Below are 14,733 nucleotides of genomic sequence, written 5' to 3' on the forward strand. Positions count from 1 at the left end.
AGGCGCTAAATTCTATTCAAGAATTTAGACGCCTTTTTTCTTCCAGCGGTTTTGCTCTTTTAGGTGCTTGTCACTCTTTATTATTTCTCGATATCTAATCGTGTATTAAATGTATCGCCGTGTTCTAAGTCTCCGTATTGATAACCTCTTTGGAACCAAGCTTGCCGTTGAGCAGCTGATCCGTGGGTGAAACTATCTGGAACTACTCGACCGTAAGCTTCTTTTTGTAGGGTATCATCCCCTACCGCATTGGCCGCTTGCATGGCCTCATCGATATCTCCCGCTTCAAGTAAGCCTTGGTCTTCAGCATAATGAGCCCAAACGCCAGCATAATAATCTGCTTGAAGTTCTAAACGGACCGATAAAGCATTCTTCTCTTCTTCACTGGCTCGGCGGATGGCAGATTGATATTTTGCCATGGTCCCTAGTTCGGTTTGGATGTGGTGGCCAACTTCATGGGCTAAGACGTAAGCCATGGCAAAGTCACCTGGAGCATGGTAGCGATTCTTTAATTCCCGGTAGAAGGACAAATCGATATAAACGGTTTTATCTCCTGAACAATAAAAGGGTCCAGCCTGGGCACTACCAAAGCCACAGCCCCCTGTTTGGACCTGGTCAGTATAGAGTACCAAACGCGCTGGCTCATAGTCTTTGCCATAGTCAGCAAATTTCTGATTCCAAAAATCCTCGGTACTGCCTAAAACCGCAGACATAAAGTCCTTTTCCTGGTCACTAGCCTGCTGACTTCCATCCTGACTAACCTCTTCTGTTTGGGGGGCTGAACCGGTGGAACTGCCACTATTACCTAAGCCCCCACCTAAGAGGGAGCCACCGCCAAAAATAGTAAAGGCCAAAATCAAGATAATTAGCCAACGCGGGGCACCTCGGGTTAAGAATAAGAGACTCAGTAAGTTTCCTAAGCCGCCACTCGACCGTCTGGGACCGGTCGACTGTCCCCTGCGATCTTCGACATTTCGACTGCGACGTAAATCCTCCCATTTCATACTATACACCTGCTTTTTCTTTTATTTACCGTTTGAAGTGTCTTATAACTTATTGCTAAATCCATTATACCATGTAAGCCCTTCCTTTAACGAATGATAAATACAATAATTTCTTTCTATAATAAGATACGGATAAAAAAGTAGAGGGTTATCTTCTATATTCATTAAGCTGTAAAAATCTGTGTAAATTCAACAAATGGTCCAAACTAAATAATAAAAAAGCACCTGATGTGGTGCTTTAATTTCCTCATTATACAAAATAATCTAGCTGTTATATTTATAAAAATGTTAAACTTAAATTTGCACTCTCACTTTTGGACCCCTCCAGAGTGCAAAATTATTTCAGATTCTATTGTTTTCTTAATATTTCCAAAATTAAAAACGCTGATATATCAGCGTTTAGATTTTCTTTAATATTCTCTGATTTTCTCAAAATGCCGAAAATAGGAATCGAACCTACGACCTTTGCATTACGAATGCACTGCTCTACCGACTGAGCTATTTCGGCTTGTGACTTAGGAGTCAACTCCATTAGTATAGCATTAGCCTGGTCTAAAAAGCAAGTCTGTTTTAAAAAACAGAGTAAGTAGGAGAGAATAAATTTATTTTATTTATATTATGTTGTTTGCTTGTCTTGTTTACATTTATATAGAAGGAAGAGATGATTAGGATTATAGACATTAACAAAATAGAAGAACTGCTAAAAAGCGATATTACTAGCTATCAAATATCAAAGACCACTGGTATTGCCACACAATCGCCGGATAATTATCGCAAATATGACAGTAAATTAGAAAACATGCGTTTAGGTATAGCTTTTAAATTATATAACTATGCAAAGCAAATAATGAAATAAAAAAGGAGTATAAGGGCTCCTTTTTCTTATGTATATATTTTCTTATTTTAACCGTTTTAATTAGTCCGCCTCTACTAAGCGGATATTAAACCCAGTCTCTTATAGATTTCATCGACTCGGCGCAAATGGTAGTGGTAATCAAAGGCATCAGCAATCGCTTCTGGATTTAGACGATCAGTAATTTCTGGACAAGATTCAACTAATCTTCTAAAATCTTTGCCTTGGTCCCAGGACTTAGCCGTTAATGGTTGAACCAGATCATAAGCTGCTTCCCGTGACAGACCGGCATCAACCAATTTTAATAATAAGCGTTGGCTATAGATTAGGCCATGAGTCGCTTGCATATTAGCCAGCATTTTGTCTGGAAAGACTTTTAGATTTTTCAAGACCTTGCTGAAGCGGTTTAAAATATAGTCAACTAGAATCGTGGTATCAGCTAGGATAATGCGCTCTGCACTAGAATGAGAAATATCACGTTCATGCCAGAGGGAGACATTTTCATAAGCAGTCACCACATGGCCGCGGCAAACCCGAGCTAGACCAGTAACATTTTCACTAGAAATAGGATTACGCTTATGAGGCATAGCACTCGACCCCTTTTGCCCTTGAGCAAAGGACTCTTCTACTTCATGCACTTCTGATTTTTGCAGGTGCCGAATTTCAGTTGCCATGTTTTCAACACTGGTTGCAATCAAAGCTAAGCTGGCAATGTATTCTGCGTGTAGGTCTCGGGGGAGGACTTGGGTAGAGATATACTGCTGACGGATCCCTAAATGGTCACAAACATAGGCTTCAATGTCAGTAGGGACATTGGCATAGGTTCCCACTGCCCCAGAAATTTTCCCCGCTTCTACACCCCGAGCTGCATGATTAAAGCGTTCAATATTCCGCTTAATTTCTGCGTAGAAACGCGCCATTTTCAAACCAAATGTCGTCGGTTCGGCGTGGACTCCATGGGTTCTCCCCATACATACGGTGTCCTTATAAAGTAAGGCTTTTTCTTTTAAAATATCTAAAAGCTGGTCTAAGTCCTTTTCAATCAGCCGGTTAGCTTGTTTTAATTGATAGGCTTGGGCAGTATCTACCACATCAGTCGAGGTTAATCCATAATGCACCCATTTTTTCTCCGCTCCAAGGGATTCAGAAACACAGCGGGTAAAAGCAACCACATCATGGCGGGTTTGTGCTTCAATTTCGCTGATGCGGTCCACATCGAATCGGGCACTTTGACGAATGGCTTGGGCATCTGCCTTAGGAATCACACCTAATTCACTCCAGGCTTCAACAGCTAAAATTTCTACTTCTAACCAAGCTTGGTAATGATTTTCAAGGGACCAAATGGCACCCATTTCTGGCAAGGTATAACGTTCTAACATGAATTATCCGACTCCCTCTCTCTTATCTAATACCCAATGACCAATATCTTTGCGGTAAAAAGTACCTGCAATCGGGTGTTGCCCTAAATATTGATAAACTTGCTCACGGCAAATTTCATATGACGGCCCTTTAGCTACCAGCATTAGAATTCTACCACCCATAGCTTCATAGCGCCCTTCTCTAAGTTCAACGCCAGCTCCATAGACTTGTAGTTCATCAAGGAGCTTAGTAATCAATTCATCCAGCACCATGCCTTTTTGATAAGTGCCTGGGTAACCTTCAGCTGCAAGAACCACTCCCAGACTCACTTGGTCTCCTTCCCAAGTGAGCTGACTCGGTCTACCATGTAACAAGTCGTCAATGACCTCAGCAAAATTATCCCCTAAAAGTGGCAAGACCACTTGAGTTTCTGGGTCCCCAAAGCGGGTATTAAACTCAATCACCTTGGGACCCGCTTGGGTTAAAATTAAGCCCGTATACAAGACTCCATAATAAGGGCAATTTCTGGCAGCCATCTCCTTTAAGACCGGCTCAACAATCTGGTTAACAACTTCATTAAAGACGGATTGACTGACAAAGGGAACGGGACTGTAAGCCCCCATACCTCCCGTGTTAGGGCCTAGGTCATGGTCATAGGCCCGTTTATGGTCTTGAGCCAGAGGTAAGTGGAGGACTTGCCCTTTTCCAACTAAGGAGAAACAGGAAAATTCTACTCCCTCCAGATATTCTTCAATAACTACCTCACTTTGACTGCCATAACGATTATCACTAAATATTTCTTCCAAGAATTCTAGACCACTAGCCAAGTCTTGGACAATTTTAACCCCCTTGCCTGCAGCAGGGCCATCTGCCTTAATCACCAGAGGAAAGTCCGCTGCTTTTACTGCCGCCCGGGCTTGGTCCAAATTATTGTAGGCTGCATAAGCAGCAGTTGGTACACCTTGAGCCTCCATCACTTCTTTAGCAAAGTGCTTGGATGACTCCAGCCGACTAGCTGATTGACTGGGGCCAAAGATTTGTAATCCAGCCGCTTGAAAGGCATCAACAATCCCATTAAATAATGGAATTTCAGGGCCTACAAAGGTCCAAGAAATAGCATTTTCTTTAGCAAAGTCAATTAAAGTTGAAAAATCATCCATACTAATGTCAAGACAGTGGATGCCATCCTTAGCCATTAGCGGATTTCCTGGAGCACAGTAAACTTCAGAGACCTTTGCATCTTGCTTAAATTTAAGCGCTAGGGCATGTTCCCGTCCACCAGAACCAATGACCAATATTTTCATAGTTTTCCTCCTGAATTTAATGTCTAAAATGCCGCATGCCAGTTTTTAACATAGGAATTTGGGCTTGGTCAGCCACGGCAATGGAATCATCGTCATGGATAGAGCCACCCGGTTGAACAATAGCTTTAATGCCATGTTTTGCAGCTAATTCTGCGGTATCAGCCATTGGTAGGTAGGCATCACTAGCTAAAACTAAACGGTCACGGTCGACATCAAAGGTATTAGCCAAGGCTTCATCAATGGCTAATTGGGCTGAGCCAACTCGGTTCATTTGCCCTGCTCCAATTCCTAGCGTTTGATGGCTGTTAGCAACCACTATGGCATTGGATTTAACGTGTTTAACGACCTTCCAGGCTAATTCTAAAGCCGGGAGATCTTGGGGATCGACATCATATTGACCCATTTTTTGCCACTGTTCTTGATTCTCATAAGCAGGGATATCTTGGTCTTGAACTAAGAGACCGCCCATTACGGAAACATATTCCTTAGCAGCAGAGAGCTTGTGATCAAAGCCCTTTACTTCTAACAGGCGTAAGTTCTTTTTCGTTTTGAGCACTGCTAAGGCATCTTCACTAAAGGCTGGTGCAATCACGATTTCTAGAAAAATCTTATGAAGTCTTTCGGCTAAGTCCTTAGAGACTTCTTGATTAACCGCTACAATGCCCCCATAAATGGACATGGAATCGGCTTGATAGCAGCGTTCAAAGGCCTCTTCAATACTTTCTCCAATTCCTACCCCGCAAGGATTCATATGTTTGAGGGCTACGGCACAGGGTTGGTCAAATTCAGCAATTAGCGCTAGAGCCGCATTAGCGTCTTTGATATTGTTATAGGATAAGGCCTTAGTATTTAATTGTTTAGCTTGACTAATGCTATAGTCATCCGCCAAAGGAGCTTGATAGAATTCAGCTTCTTGTTGGCTGTTTTCCCCGTAACGTAAAGCTTCTTTTAATTCATAGGTTAAGGTTAAGCGTTCAGGTTTTTCTGTTTCAAAACGATCGGTGAGATACTGAGCAATTAAAGCATCATAGGCAGCCGTCAAACGGAAGGCCTTGGCTGCTAAACGTTGGCGCTCTTCAAGAGTCGTTGCCTGTTTTTCTTTAAGGGAATCGATGACTCTAGCATAGTCCTTAGGATCAGTAAGCACGGTGACATCACGATAATTTTTAGCCCCCGCACGCACCATGGAAGGACCACCAATATCAATATTTTCCACCGCTTCAGCTAGAGGAACATGGCTGTGACTAATGGTTTCTTTAAAAGGATAGAAGTTCACCACCACATAATCAATGGCTTGTAAGTGGTTGTCAGCCATGGTTTTTACATGGTCAGCGTGGTCTCTTTGGTAGAGGATTCCAGCATGGATATTAGGATGCAAGGTTTTTACTCGCCCATCTAACATTTCCTTAAAACCAGTCACTTCTTCGACAGAAATGACCTCAATACCAGCTGCTTCCATGTGTTTTTTACTCCCCCCGGTAGAAATGATTTCTATCCCAGCCTCCTTAAAGGCTTGGGCGAGTTCTACTAAACCTTCCTTATTAGATACACTAATTAATGCTCTTGCCATGATTCAATTCCTTTCTGACTAAATCTATAATTACTTGAGGATATAATTGATGTTCAATCGAATGAATAGCTGTCTCCAGGTCCTCCAACTGCCATGCTGGATCAATAGTTACAGTTTCTTGGGCGAGAATTTTCCCTTGGTCGATATTTTCATCGATGATATGGACCGTTACTCCAGTTTCAGATACTCCCGACTGATAAGCATCCCTAATCCCATGACGGCCTGGAAACTTAGGCAAGAGGGAGGGATGAATATTAATAATTCGGTTAGGATAGGACTGAAGTAATGGCTGGTGGATCAGCCGCATATAACCTGCCAATAAAATGTAATCCAAATGATGTCTCTGACAGAGCTTCACAAGAGCTTCTTCATAGTCTTGGCGACTGGGAAAATCAGTGGGACTAAATTGAAAGGCGGGAATTTGTAAATTTTGAGCGCGTTTTAAGACGTAAGCTCCAGCTTGGTCACAAAAGAGAAAGGCAATCTCAATTTCAGATTTTAGGCCCTGAAAAGCTTCAACTAAAGCTTGAAAATTACTGCCCTGACCTGAAGCAAATATTGCACATCGCATCATAATGTCCCCTCAAATATAATTTTTTCTTTTACATCACTAGCTTTTTTAACCTGGCCAATCCGGTAAGTTGACTCCCCTTGGTCATGTAAAATAGCTTCAACTTCATCAATATGAGAAGAATCGATGGCTAAGACCATGCCAATCCCCATATTAAAAATATTCAGCATTTCCATCGAATCGAGCTGACCATATTTTTCTAAAGCTTTAAAAATTGGCAAGACTGGCCAAGATCCTAATTGAATTTGCGCTTTATAGCCTTCTGGTAGAATGCGAGGAATATTTTCAATAAATCCCCCACCAGTGATATGGGCCATGCCATGGATCAATGACCGCTCAATTAAGCTTTGCAAAGTCTTCACATAGATCCGGGTAGGAATAAGTAATTCATCAATTAGACTACGGTCGAAGCCCAGTTCTTCTAAGTGGCTATCTAAGGCAAAATCATTATCCTTAAAAAAGACCTTGCGCACTAAAGAATAGCCATTAGAATGTAAGCCGGATGAGGCTAGGCCCAGGAGAATATCCCCTTCTTTAACCTTCTTGGGGGTAATGAGCCGTTTCTTTTCAGCAATACCGACCGCAAAACCAGCTAGGTCAAAATCCTGTGTGGCATACATACCGGGCATTTCAGCCGTTTCTCCACCAATCAAGGCAGCGCCAGCCTGTTTACAGCCTTCAGCTACCCCTTTGACGATACGCTCAATAACAGCGGGCTGGTTCTTGCCCACCGCGATGTAGTCTAAGAAAAACAAAGGTTGGGCACCTTGAGCAAGAATATCGTTGACACACATAGCTACACAGTCGATACCGATACTGTCATAGCGCTGAGACTGGATAGCTAGCATTAATTTAGTGCCGACACCATCCGTGCCAGCTAATAAGCAAGGCTCTTCATAATCAAATCCGGCTAAAGAAAAGGCGCCAGCAAAACTGCCAATCGCTCCCATTACTTCGGGGCGCCAAGTTTTTGCGACTTGCTTTTTAATTCTTTCTACTGCTTGGTAACCGGCTTCCACATCCACTCCAGCATTTTGGTAGGCATTAGTCATGGTTAACCTCCTCTTCCTGCAAAGATTCTAGGTATTCTTTTTCATAATCGTACAATTCAGTGGGATAATCGCCATTGAAATAAGCCATACATAGACCTTGATACTTGCCAGGCCCTTGTAAATCGATGCCTTTAATCAGACCTTCTTGACTGAGAAAGGCCAGAGAATCCGCCCCAATCAATTGGCAAATTTCTTCAACCGAATTTTGTGCAGCAATTAATTCTCTAGTATTAGAAATATCAATACCGTAAAAGCACGGATACTTCAAAGGTGGACAGGCAATGCGGACATGGACCTCCCGGGCACCTGCTTCACGTAAGAGGGCCACAATCCGCTTAGAAGTCGTTCCCCGGACAATGGAATCATCAATCATAACCACACTCTTGCCAGACACAACCTTACGGACAGCCGACAACTTCATTCGAACGCCCTGCTCTCTTTCCGCCTGACTGGGTTGGATAAAGGTACGACCAACATACTGGTTCTTTACCAGACCCATTTCATTGGCTAAGCCAGCAGCCTCGGCATAACCCATTGCTGCTGACAGAGAAGAATTAGGGACTCCAACCACCATATCGGCTCCTTCAGCAGGACTTTCCTGGGCTAAGATTTCCCCACAGCGTTTACGGGCGGTATGGACATTAACATGTTGAATATTGGAATCAGGACGGGCGAAGTAAATATATTCCATGGAACAAATGGCTTGGTGGCGGTTTTCGGTGTAGAATTCGCGCTCAATGCCCTCATTGGTGATATAAACCACTTGTCCGGCTTCGACGTCAAAGAGGGTCTTGGCTCCGATTTGGTCCAAGGCGCATGATTCTGAAGCCATCACATAGGCCCCATTGTCTAACTGGCCAACGACTAAAGGTCGAAAACCATTGGGATCGCAAGCTCCTACCAGTCCCTTATTGGTTAACAAGATATAGGTAAAGCCACCCTTTATCTGACCTAAGGCCTCTTTAAGTTGGTCTTTAAAATTATCAGCCTTGCTGCGGCGAATTAGGTGCATAAGGACCTCGCTGTCTGAGGTAGAACGAAAAATAGCGCCCTGTGCTTCTAGTTCTTCCTTCAAAGACTGACCGTTGACCAGGTTACCGTTATGAGCTAGCGCCAGATCACGATCCGAAAAGTGGAATAGGAAGGGTTGAATATTATTCAGGGAGTGGTCGCCAGCCGTCGCATAACGGACATGACCTAAGGCAGCCCGCCCATCTAGGTCGTGAAACTGGTTTGGATTAGAAAAGACCTCGCTGACTAGACCTAAACCTCGATATTCTTGCATCCGACCTGTGTCTTTGAGACTAGTAATTCCAGCGCCTTCTTGACCCCGGTGTTGAAGGGCCATCAAGCCATAAAAACTAAGCCGAGCAGCATCAGGATGGTTCCAGATACCAATCAGACCACATTCTTCATGGGGAAGGTCATAGCTTTCCTGGTCAATATAGGTAGTCACATAGTCTGAGTCTTTTATGAATGGGCTTGTTCTTCTAACTGACACGCTAAGGCTCCTTCCCATAACTCCTTCAATTCACTCACACTTAGATCAATGCTTTGGTCCTTGGCTTCAAAATAAAATTGATCTTCAGCCGTCACCTGCCCCAATAAGGTCAGCTTAGCCTGGCAAAAAGCTTCAAAGTCAGCTTGCTTTTCCGCCTTGACGGATAGGACAAAGCAGGAAGGACTTTCAGCAAATAAATCAACAGCTGCTCTATCCCACTTAGCCTTGATTCCCAGATTTTTTCCGAAGCAGGATTCAGCGAGGGCCACGCCCAAACCACCTTCACTAATATCATGTGCTGAAGCGATATATCCTGCTTGAATGGCTTCGAGAACCGCTGCTTGGTTAGCCTTTTCTTGGTCCAGATCAAAATCCAGTAAGGCACCAGAAACTTGGCCAGTTTCCATCACTTGTAATTCAGACCCATTAAAATCAGGGCGAATCTCTCCTAGAAGATAAACAAGGTCGCCAGCATGCTTAAAGTCTTGGCTGGTGACATGATTTAAATCCTTGATCAGTCCTACCATGCCAATAACAGGTGTCGGATAAATCGCCTGGCCATTACTTTCATTATTTAAGGAGACATTACCTGAGATAACTGGGGTATTCAAGAGGCGGCAGGCTTCAGAAATACCTTGAGCCGCGGTGGCAATTTCATAGAAAATATCAGGGTCATCAGGATTACCAAAGTTTAAGCAGTCGGTAATGGCTAAGGGTTGTCCCCCACTGGCAACAATGTTTCGCGCCGCTTCAGCTACAGCCAGTTGACCACCACGTTCAGGATTTAAGCGCAAATAACGGGCATTACAGTCAGTAGTCATGGCCAAAGCTTTTTGCGTCCCACGAATGCGGACAACCGCTGCATCTGAACCGGGTCCAAGCACGGTTGAGGTTCTCACCATGGAATCATAAGTTTGATAGACTTTAGCCTTTGAAGCAATGGTCGCTTGTTGGAGTAAACCTAGTAGGATCCGACTAGCATCCTGTTCTTGTGAATGGTATTGGTCTTGTTCTTGGACTTGGTAATAAGCGGGTTCAACCACGGCATGTTCATATTCAGGGGCATCTTCAGCCAAGGCATTAACGGGGACATCCGCCACCAGCTCGCCCTTATGGAAGAGCCGGTAACGTCCATCATCAGTCACGCGGCCAATCACTACCGCTTCAAGTTGATATTTGTCAAAAATCGTCTTAATTTTTTCCTCTTGGCCGGCTTTAACACAGAGAAGCATGCGTTCTTGTGATTCTGATAGCATCATTTCATAAGGGGTCATATCTGTTTCTCTTTGAGGCACTTGGTCGAGGTCTAGCACTAATCCGGTCCCGGCTTTGGAGGCCATTTCCGAGGATGAAGAGACTAAACCAGCAGCTCCCATGTCTTGAATCCCCACCAATTCATCTGGGCAGTTTTGGATAACCTCTAAGCAGGCTTCCAATAAGAGTTTCTCCATAAAGGGGTCACCCACTTGGACAGCAGACCGTTGGCTTTCTTCTTCATCATTAAATTCAGCTGAGGCAAAGGTCGCCCCATGAATGCCATCCCGACCGGTCTTAGCGCCCACATAGATAATGGTATTGCCAACCCCGGCTGCTTGGCCTTTTTGGATATCCTTTTGATCCATGAGACCGACACACATTACGTTAACCAGAGGATTGCCTTGGTAGCAATCATCAAAAGCAATTTCCCCACCAACAGTAGGAATGCCAATACAGTTTCCATAACCAGCGATCCCCTTGATAATTTCATGGAAGAGATATTTGGTCCGTTGATGGCTAAGTGGGCCGAAGCGTAAAGAATCCAGTAAGGCAATAGGACGAGCCCCCATGGAGAAGATGTCCCGGATAATCCCACCTACACCAGTAGCAGCCCCTTCATAGGGTTCCACAGCTGAGGGGTGGTTATGGCTTTCTGCCTTAAAAACCACTGCCTGGCCATCACCAATATCGATGATTCCAGCTCCTTCTCCTGGTCCCTGTAAGACTTGAGGCCCTTGGGAAGGAAACTTTCTAAGAACAGGCTTAGTATTCTTATAGGAACAGTGTTCGCTCCACATAACAGCGAAAAGACCAGTTTCGGTGTAATTGGGTAAGCGTCCTAGGATATCGACCACCATGTCATATTCCTTATCCGTCATGCTCCATTCCCGGTAAATTTTAGTTTCTTTAATTGCTTGAGGACTTAGTTCTTGGGTCACTCTATTCACGCTCTCTTTCCCTCTGTTTCAAAATACTTGACCATGGACTGGAAGACTTTAAGCCCATCTTGACCGGCAATAATTTCTTCAACCGCCCGTTCGGGATGGGGCATTAAACCAATCACATTCCCTGCCTTATTGGTGATTCCGGCGATATTTCCTGTTGAACCATTGGGATTTTCCCCGGCATAGGTGAAGATAATTTGGCCGTTAGCCTTTAAGTCAGCTAGGGTTGCCTCATCGCAGTAATAATTACCTTCGCCATGAGCAATGGGTAAAGTAATTCTCTCTTTTTCTTGGTAGAGACTGGAAAAGGGACTTTGGTTGTTTTCAACCACGAGATCTTGTTTTTTACAGATGAAGGCTAAATCACGGTTTGGGAGAAAAGACCCTGGTAAAAGACCACTTTCGCAAAGAATTTGAAAGCCATTGCAGGTACCTAAGACCAACTTGCCGCTTTGAGCTAAACGCTTCACTTCTTCCATAATCGGGGTAAAACGGGCAATAGCACCGGTCCGTAAATAATCCCCAAAGGAGAAGCCGCCAGGCAACATGATGGCATCATAACCTGCTAAGGAAGTTGCACTAGCAGGAACATAGTCAGCTTCTTGGCCCAAGACATCACGGATAGCAGTCAACATATCCATATCACAATTGGATCCAGGGAATTGAATCACAGCAAATTTCATGACGGCTAAACCTCCTTAATGGTATAGCGGTAAGTTTCCATATTGACATTAGCTAGGAGGCGGTCACAAATATCAGCAACCGCTTTGTCAACATCGCCAACCTCTTTGGCAATTTCCATTTGAAAATACTTTCCTTGACGAATATTTTTAACTGCCTCATAGCCCATTTGATGGACGCCTTGCATAATGGCTTGACCTTGAGGGTCGAGAATGGATTCCTTATAGGTGACAAATACTTCAACTGTATACATAGTGACCTCCCTGTTTTTTCTAATTGATAGTCCTTAATCTTTAATAACTTCTTGTAAACGTTGATAGACAGCTTGATAGTAAGGGATCATATCGCCTTGATCATTGCGGAAGATGTCCTTATCAAAGGATTCTCCGCTTTCCTTATCCCAGAGTCTGGCATTATCTGGTGAAATTTCATCAGCCAGAATAATTTCTCCGTCAGCATTCTTACCGAACTCTAATTTGAAATCGACCAGGATGAGTCCTGCTTGGTCAAAAAGCTTCACTAATAAATCATTAATTTCCTTAGTCAACGCTTTAATCGCTGCAATTTCTTCAGGATTAGCCGCTTTGAGAAAGAGAACGTGGTCATCATTCAATAGTGGGTCATTCAAGTCGTCATCCTTATAGAAAAATTCCAGGATACCGCCTTCAATAGCTAAGCCCCGTTCAATCCCTAAGCGTTTGACAAAGGAGCCAGCAGCATAATTGCGGTAAACCACTTCTAAGGGAAACATTTCCGCCTTTTCAATAATTTCTTCTCGTTCATTAAGCACTTTGACCAAATGGGTAGCGATACCATGGTCAGCTAGATAAGTGAAGATCAGCTGGGTAATGGCTTGGTTAATCCGTCCCTTGCCGGGTAAATTTTCCTTTTTAGCCCCATTGCCAGCAGTGGCTTGGTCCTTATAAAAAACTCTTAAATACTTATCATCATCGGTTTGGTATAAATCTTTAGCCTTACCGCTATAAATTAACTTTTCTTCTGTCATTATTTACTCCTTTTCCAAATTTCACTGTCATCAATCTTTTCAAGACTAGCTTCCATATCTTCTGGCAACAAGGTAACATGCCCCATTTTACGGTTGACTTTGGCTTGGTCTTTGCCGTAAATATGCAAGTGCCAATCGCTATGCTTGGGAGCAGCTTCTAAGACCTTATCTAAATGTTGTCCTAAGACGTTCACCATGAGGGCCGGACTTAATAATTGGGGTTCAGCCAGCGGCAAGCCACAGACAGCGCGAATATGTAGGTCAAATTGTGAGAAATCACAGGCTTCAATGGTGTAATGCCCACTATTATGGGGCCGAGGGGCCAGTTCATTAATTAATATTTTTCCATCCTCCATTAGGAACATTTCAATTCCTAGGGCACCGACTAAGTTGCCTGCCTTAGCGATCTTATTGGCCAGGTCTTGGGCGGCTTGACTGGCTTCAGCGGAAATTCTAGCGGGAACAATGGATTCATGGAGGATGTTATGGACGTGGATGTTTTCCGATACTGGGAAAGTCACCACATGACCATTTTGTTCGCCGATAGCCATGACTGAAATTTCTTTAGCAAAAGGCAGCCATTGCTCCAGCACACAAGCTTGTTCATTGAGTAAGTCAACGCATTCAGGCAGATCATTTTGGCTATGAAGAACCCGTTGGCCCTTGCCGTCATAACCAAAACGCCGCGTCTTTAAAACAGCCGGATAGCCTAACTCTCTGACTGCTTGCTCTAACTCTTCCATGGTCTTGACCGATCGATAAGGAGCGACATGGGCACCTGCAGCTTCTAGGAACTGTTTTTCGTGGAGGCGGTCTTGGCTAGAATGAAGGAGATCTACCCCCTGAGTGAGATAGGCACGATCACCGAGAACTTGTAAGGCTTCAGTATCGATATTTTCAAATTCAAAAGTTAATACATCGCATTGAGAAGCAAAGTCTGCTAGAGCTTGGCGGTCATCATAGGCCTTCTCAAAATGAAAATCGGCGACTTGAGCGGCTGAACAATTACGTCCGGGATCTAATATCCCTACCCGATAGCCCATTTCTTTAGCAGATTGGGCCAACATTTGTCCTAATTGCCCTCCACCGATAATACCGATGGTTGCCCCAGGTAAAATAGTCTTATTCAAGTTGATCACTACTTTCTATGGCTGCTTGACGCATATTTTTTCGATAATCTTCTAAGGCTTGGCTAAGCCTTGCATCCTGAATACTTAGAATCTGAATCGCCAGCAAGGCAGCGTTTTTTGCTCCTGAATGTCCGATCGCTGTCGTAGCGACGGGAACACCGGCTGGCATCTGAACGATAGATAGGAGTGAATCCAAGCCACTTAGGGCGTGTGATTGAACCGGAACCCCAATGACCGGTAAGGTGGTTTTAGCAGCTAACATGCCTGGCAAGTGGGCTGCCCCTCCTGCTCCGGCAATAATTACCGCTAGGCCACGCTCACGAGCGCTTTTGGCATAAGCAAACATCTCATCTGGCATCCGGTGTGCAGAAATCACACGTTTTTCATATGGCACTTCAAATTGGTCTAAAATCTGACAGGCTTGACTCATGGTTTGCCAATCCGATTGAGATCCCATCACTACCCCTACTTTTATCACTTGACGGCCTCCTTAAATAACAA

General features: G+C 44.0%; 14 protein-coding genes and 1 tRNA gene. 1 reads left to right on the forward strand and 14 read right to left on the reverse strand.

The window, feature by feature from the left end:
* Window positions 1-80: 80 nt before the first annotated feature.
* Window positions 81-1,004 carry a KPN_02809 family neutral zinc metallopeptidase gene (ypfJ, locus tag CJ190_RS05170; RefSeq protein ID WP_064292811.1) on the reverse strand — a complete coding sequence of 308 codons (924 nt, stop codon included), beginning with the start codon at window positions 1,002-1,004 and terminating at the stop codon, window positions 81-83.
* Window positions 1,005-1,439: 435 nt separating this feature from the next.
* Window positions 1,440-1,512 (reverse strand) — tRNA-Thr (locus CJ190_RS05175).
* Window positions 1,513-1,665: 153 nt separating this feature from the next.
* Between CJ190_RS05175 and CJ190_RS05180 the strand changes: the two genes are divergently transcribed.
* Window positions 1,666-1,860: a hypothetical protein gene (locus CJ190_RS05180; protein WP_064292810.1), complete on the forward strand. Its 195-nt coding sequence runs from the start codon at window positions 1,666-1,668 to the stop codon at window positions 1,858-1,860.
* Between the two features lie 74 nt (window positions 1,861-1,934).
* On the opposite strand, the gene purB is transcribed toward CJ190_RS05180, so the two are convergent.
* Genes purB through purE form a run of 12 tightly spaced genes read right to left on the reverse strand, consistent with a single transcriptional unit; the run spans window position 1,935 to window position 14,689 of the window.
* Entirely contained in the window at window positions 1,935-3,236 is a 1,302-nt protein-coding gene (gene purB / locus CJ190_RS05185; RefSeq protein WP_064292809.1) for an adenylosuccinate lyase, read from the reverse strand.
* 3 nt (window positions 3,237-3,239) lie between these two features.
* Entirely contained in the window at window positions 3,240-4,520 is a 1,281-nt protein-coding gene (purD, locus tag CJ190_RS05190) for a phosphoribosylamine--glycine ligase (protein ID WP_064292808.1), read from the reverse strand.
* 16 nt (window positions 4,521-4,536) lie between these two features.
* Complete coding sequence (purH, locus tag CJ190_RS05195; RefSeq protein ID WP_070597901.1) at window positions 4,537-6,090, reverse strand: bifunctional phosphoribosylaminoimidazolecarboxamide formyltransferase/IMP cyclohydrolase; 1,554 nt, start codon at window positions 6,088-6,090, stop codon at window positions 4,537-4,539.
* Window positions 6,071-6,661: a phosphoribosylglycinamide formyltransferase gene (purN, locus tag CJ190_RS05200; protein WP_064292806.1), complete on the reverse strand. Its 591-nt coding sequence runs from the start codon at window positions 6,659-6,661 to the stop codon at window positions 6,071-6,073. Before purN ends, purH begins: the two co-directional genes overlap by 20 nt.
* Entirely contained in the window at window positions 6,661-7,713 is a 1,053-nt protein-coding gene (purM, locus tag CJ190_RS05205) for a phosphoribosylformylglycinamidine cyclo-ligase (RefSeq protein ID WP_064292805.1), read from the reverse strand. Before purM ends, purN begins: the two co-directional genes overlap by 1 nt.
* Window positions 7,706-9,169: an amidophosphoribosyltransferase gene (gene purF / locus CJ190_RS05210; RefSeq protein ID WP_082888649.1), complete on the reverse strand. Its 1,464-nt coding sequence runs from the start codon at window positions 9,167-9,169 to the stop codon at window positions 7,706-7,708. The genes purM and purF overlap by 8 nt, the downstream gene beginning before the upstream one ends.
* Before the next feature lie 14 nt (window positions 9,170-9,183).
* The gene (purL, locus tag CJ190_RS05215) at window positions 9,184-11,418 is read right to left on the reverse strand and encodes a phosphoribosylformylglycinamidine synthase subunit PurL (protein ID WP_064292804.1); all 2,235 of its coding nucleotides are present in this window, start codon (window positions 11,416-11,418) and stop codon (window positions 9,184-9,186) included.
* Window positions 11,415-12,098, reverse strand: a complete 684-nt coding sequence (gene purQ, locus CJ190_RS05220) for a phosphoribosylformylglycinamidine synthase subunit PurQ (protein WP_064292803.1) — start codon at window positions 12,096-12,098, stop codon at window positions 11,415-11,417. Before purQ ends, purL begins: the two co-directional genes overlap by 4 nt.
* A 5-nt stretch (window positions 12,099-12,103) precedes the next feature.
* Window positions 12,104-12,349 (reverse strand): phosphoribosylformylglycinamidine synthase subunit PurS, encoded by a 246-nt coding sequence (gene purS, locus CJ190_RS05225; protein ID WP_064292802.1) that lies wholly within the window; start codon window positions 12,347-12,349, stop codon window positions 12,104-12,106.
* Between the two features lie 33 nt (window positions 12,350-12,382).
* Entirely contained in the window at window positions 12,383-13,102 is a 720-nt protein-coding gene (purC, locus tag CJ190_RS05230; protein ID WP_101562039.1) for a phosphoribosylaminoimidazolesuccinocarboxamide synthase, read from the reverse strand.
* Window positions 13,102-14,241, reverse strand: a complete 1,140-nt coding sequence (gene purK, locus CJ190_RS05235; protein ID WP_083307057.1) for a 5-(carboxyamino)imidazole ribonucleotide synthase — start codon at window positions 14,239-14,241, stop codon at window positions 13,102-13,104. Before purK ends, purC begins: the two co-directional genes overlap by 1 nt.
* A complete protein-coding gene (purE, locus tag CJ190_RS05240) occupies window positions 14,225-14,689 on the reverse strand; it encodes a 5-(carboxyamino)imidazole ribonucleotide mutase (RefSeq protein WP_064292847.1) in 465 nt (154 codons plus the stop codon). The genes purK and purE overlap by 17 nt, the downstream gene beginning before the upstream one ends.
* Window positions 14,690-14,733 lie beyond the last annotated feature (44 nt).

It is taken from the genome of Aerococcus loyolae (assembly GCF_002871915.2).
GTDB lineage: Bacteria > Bacillota > Bacilli > Lactobacillales > Aerococcaceae > Aerococcus > Aerococcus loyolae.

Coding starts and splice junctions, on each gene's coding strand:
- ypfJ (WP_064292811.1), bottom strand. CDS start 1,004: ATGAAATGGGAGGATTTACGTCGCAGTCGAAATGTCGAAGATCGCAGG.
- CJ190_RS05180 (WP_064292810.1), top strand. CDS start 1,666: ATGATTAGGATTATAGACATTAACAAAATAGAAGAACTGCTAAAAAGC.
- purB (WP_064292809.1), bottom strand. CDS start 3,236: ATGTTAGAACGTTATACCTTGCCAGAAATGGGTGCCATTTGGTCCCTT.
- purD (WP_064292808.1), bottom strand. CDS start 4,520: ATGAAAATATTGGTCATTGGTTCTGGTGGACGGGAACATGCCCTAGCG.
- purH (WP_070597901.1), bottom strand. CDS start 6,090: ATGGCAAGAGCATTAATTAGTGTATCTAATAAGGAAGGTTTAGTAGAA.
- purN (WP_064292806.1), bottom strand. CDS start 6,661: ATGCGATGTGCAATATTTGCTTCAGGTCAGGGCAGTAATTTTCAAGCT.
- purM (WP_064292805.1), bottom strand. CDS start 7,713: ATGACTAATGCCTACCAAAATGCTGGAGTGGATGTGGAAGCCGGTTAC.
- purQ (WP_064292803.1), bottom strand. CDS start 12,098: ATGAAATTTGCTGTGATTCAATTCCCTGGATCCAATTGTGATATGGAT.
- purS (WP_064292802.1), bottom strand. CDS start 12,349: ATGTATACAGTTGAAGTATTTGTCACCTATAAGGAATCCATTCTCGAC.
- purC (WP_101562039.1), bottom strand. CDS start 13,102: ATGACAGAAGAAAAGTTAATTTATAGCGGTAAGGCTAAAGATTTATAC.
- purE (WP_064292847.1), bottom strand. CDS start 14,689: ATGGGATCTCAATCGGATTGGCAAACCATGAGTCAAGCCTGTCAGATT.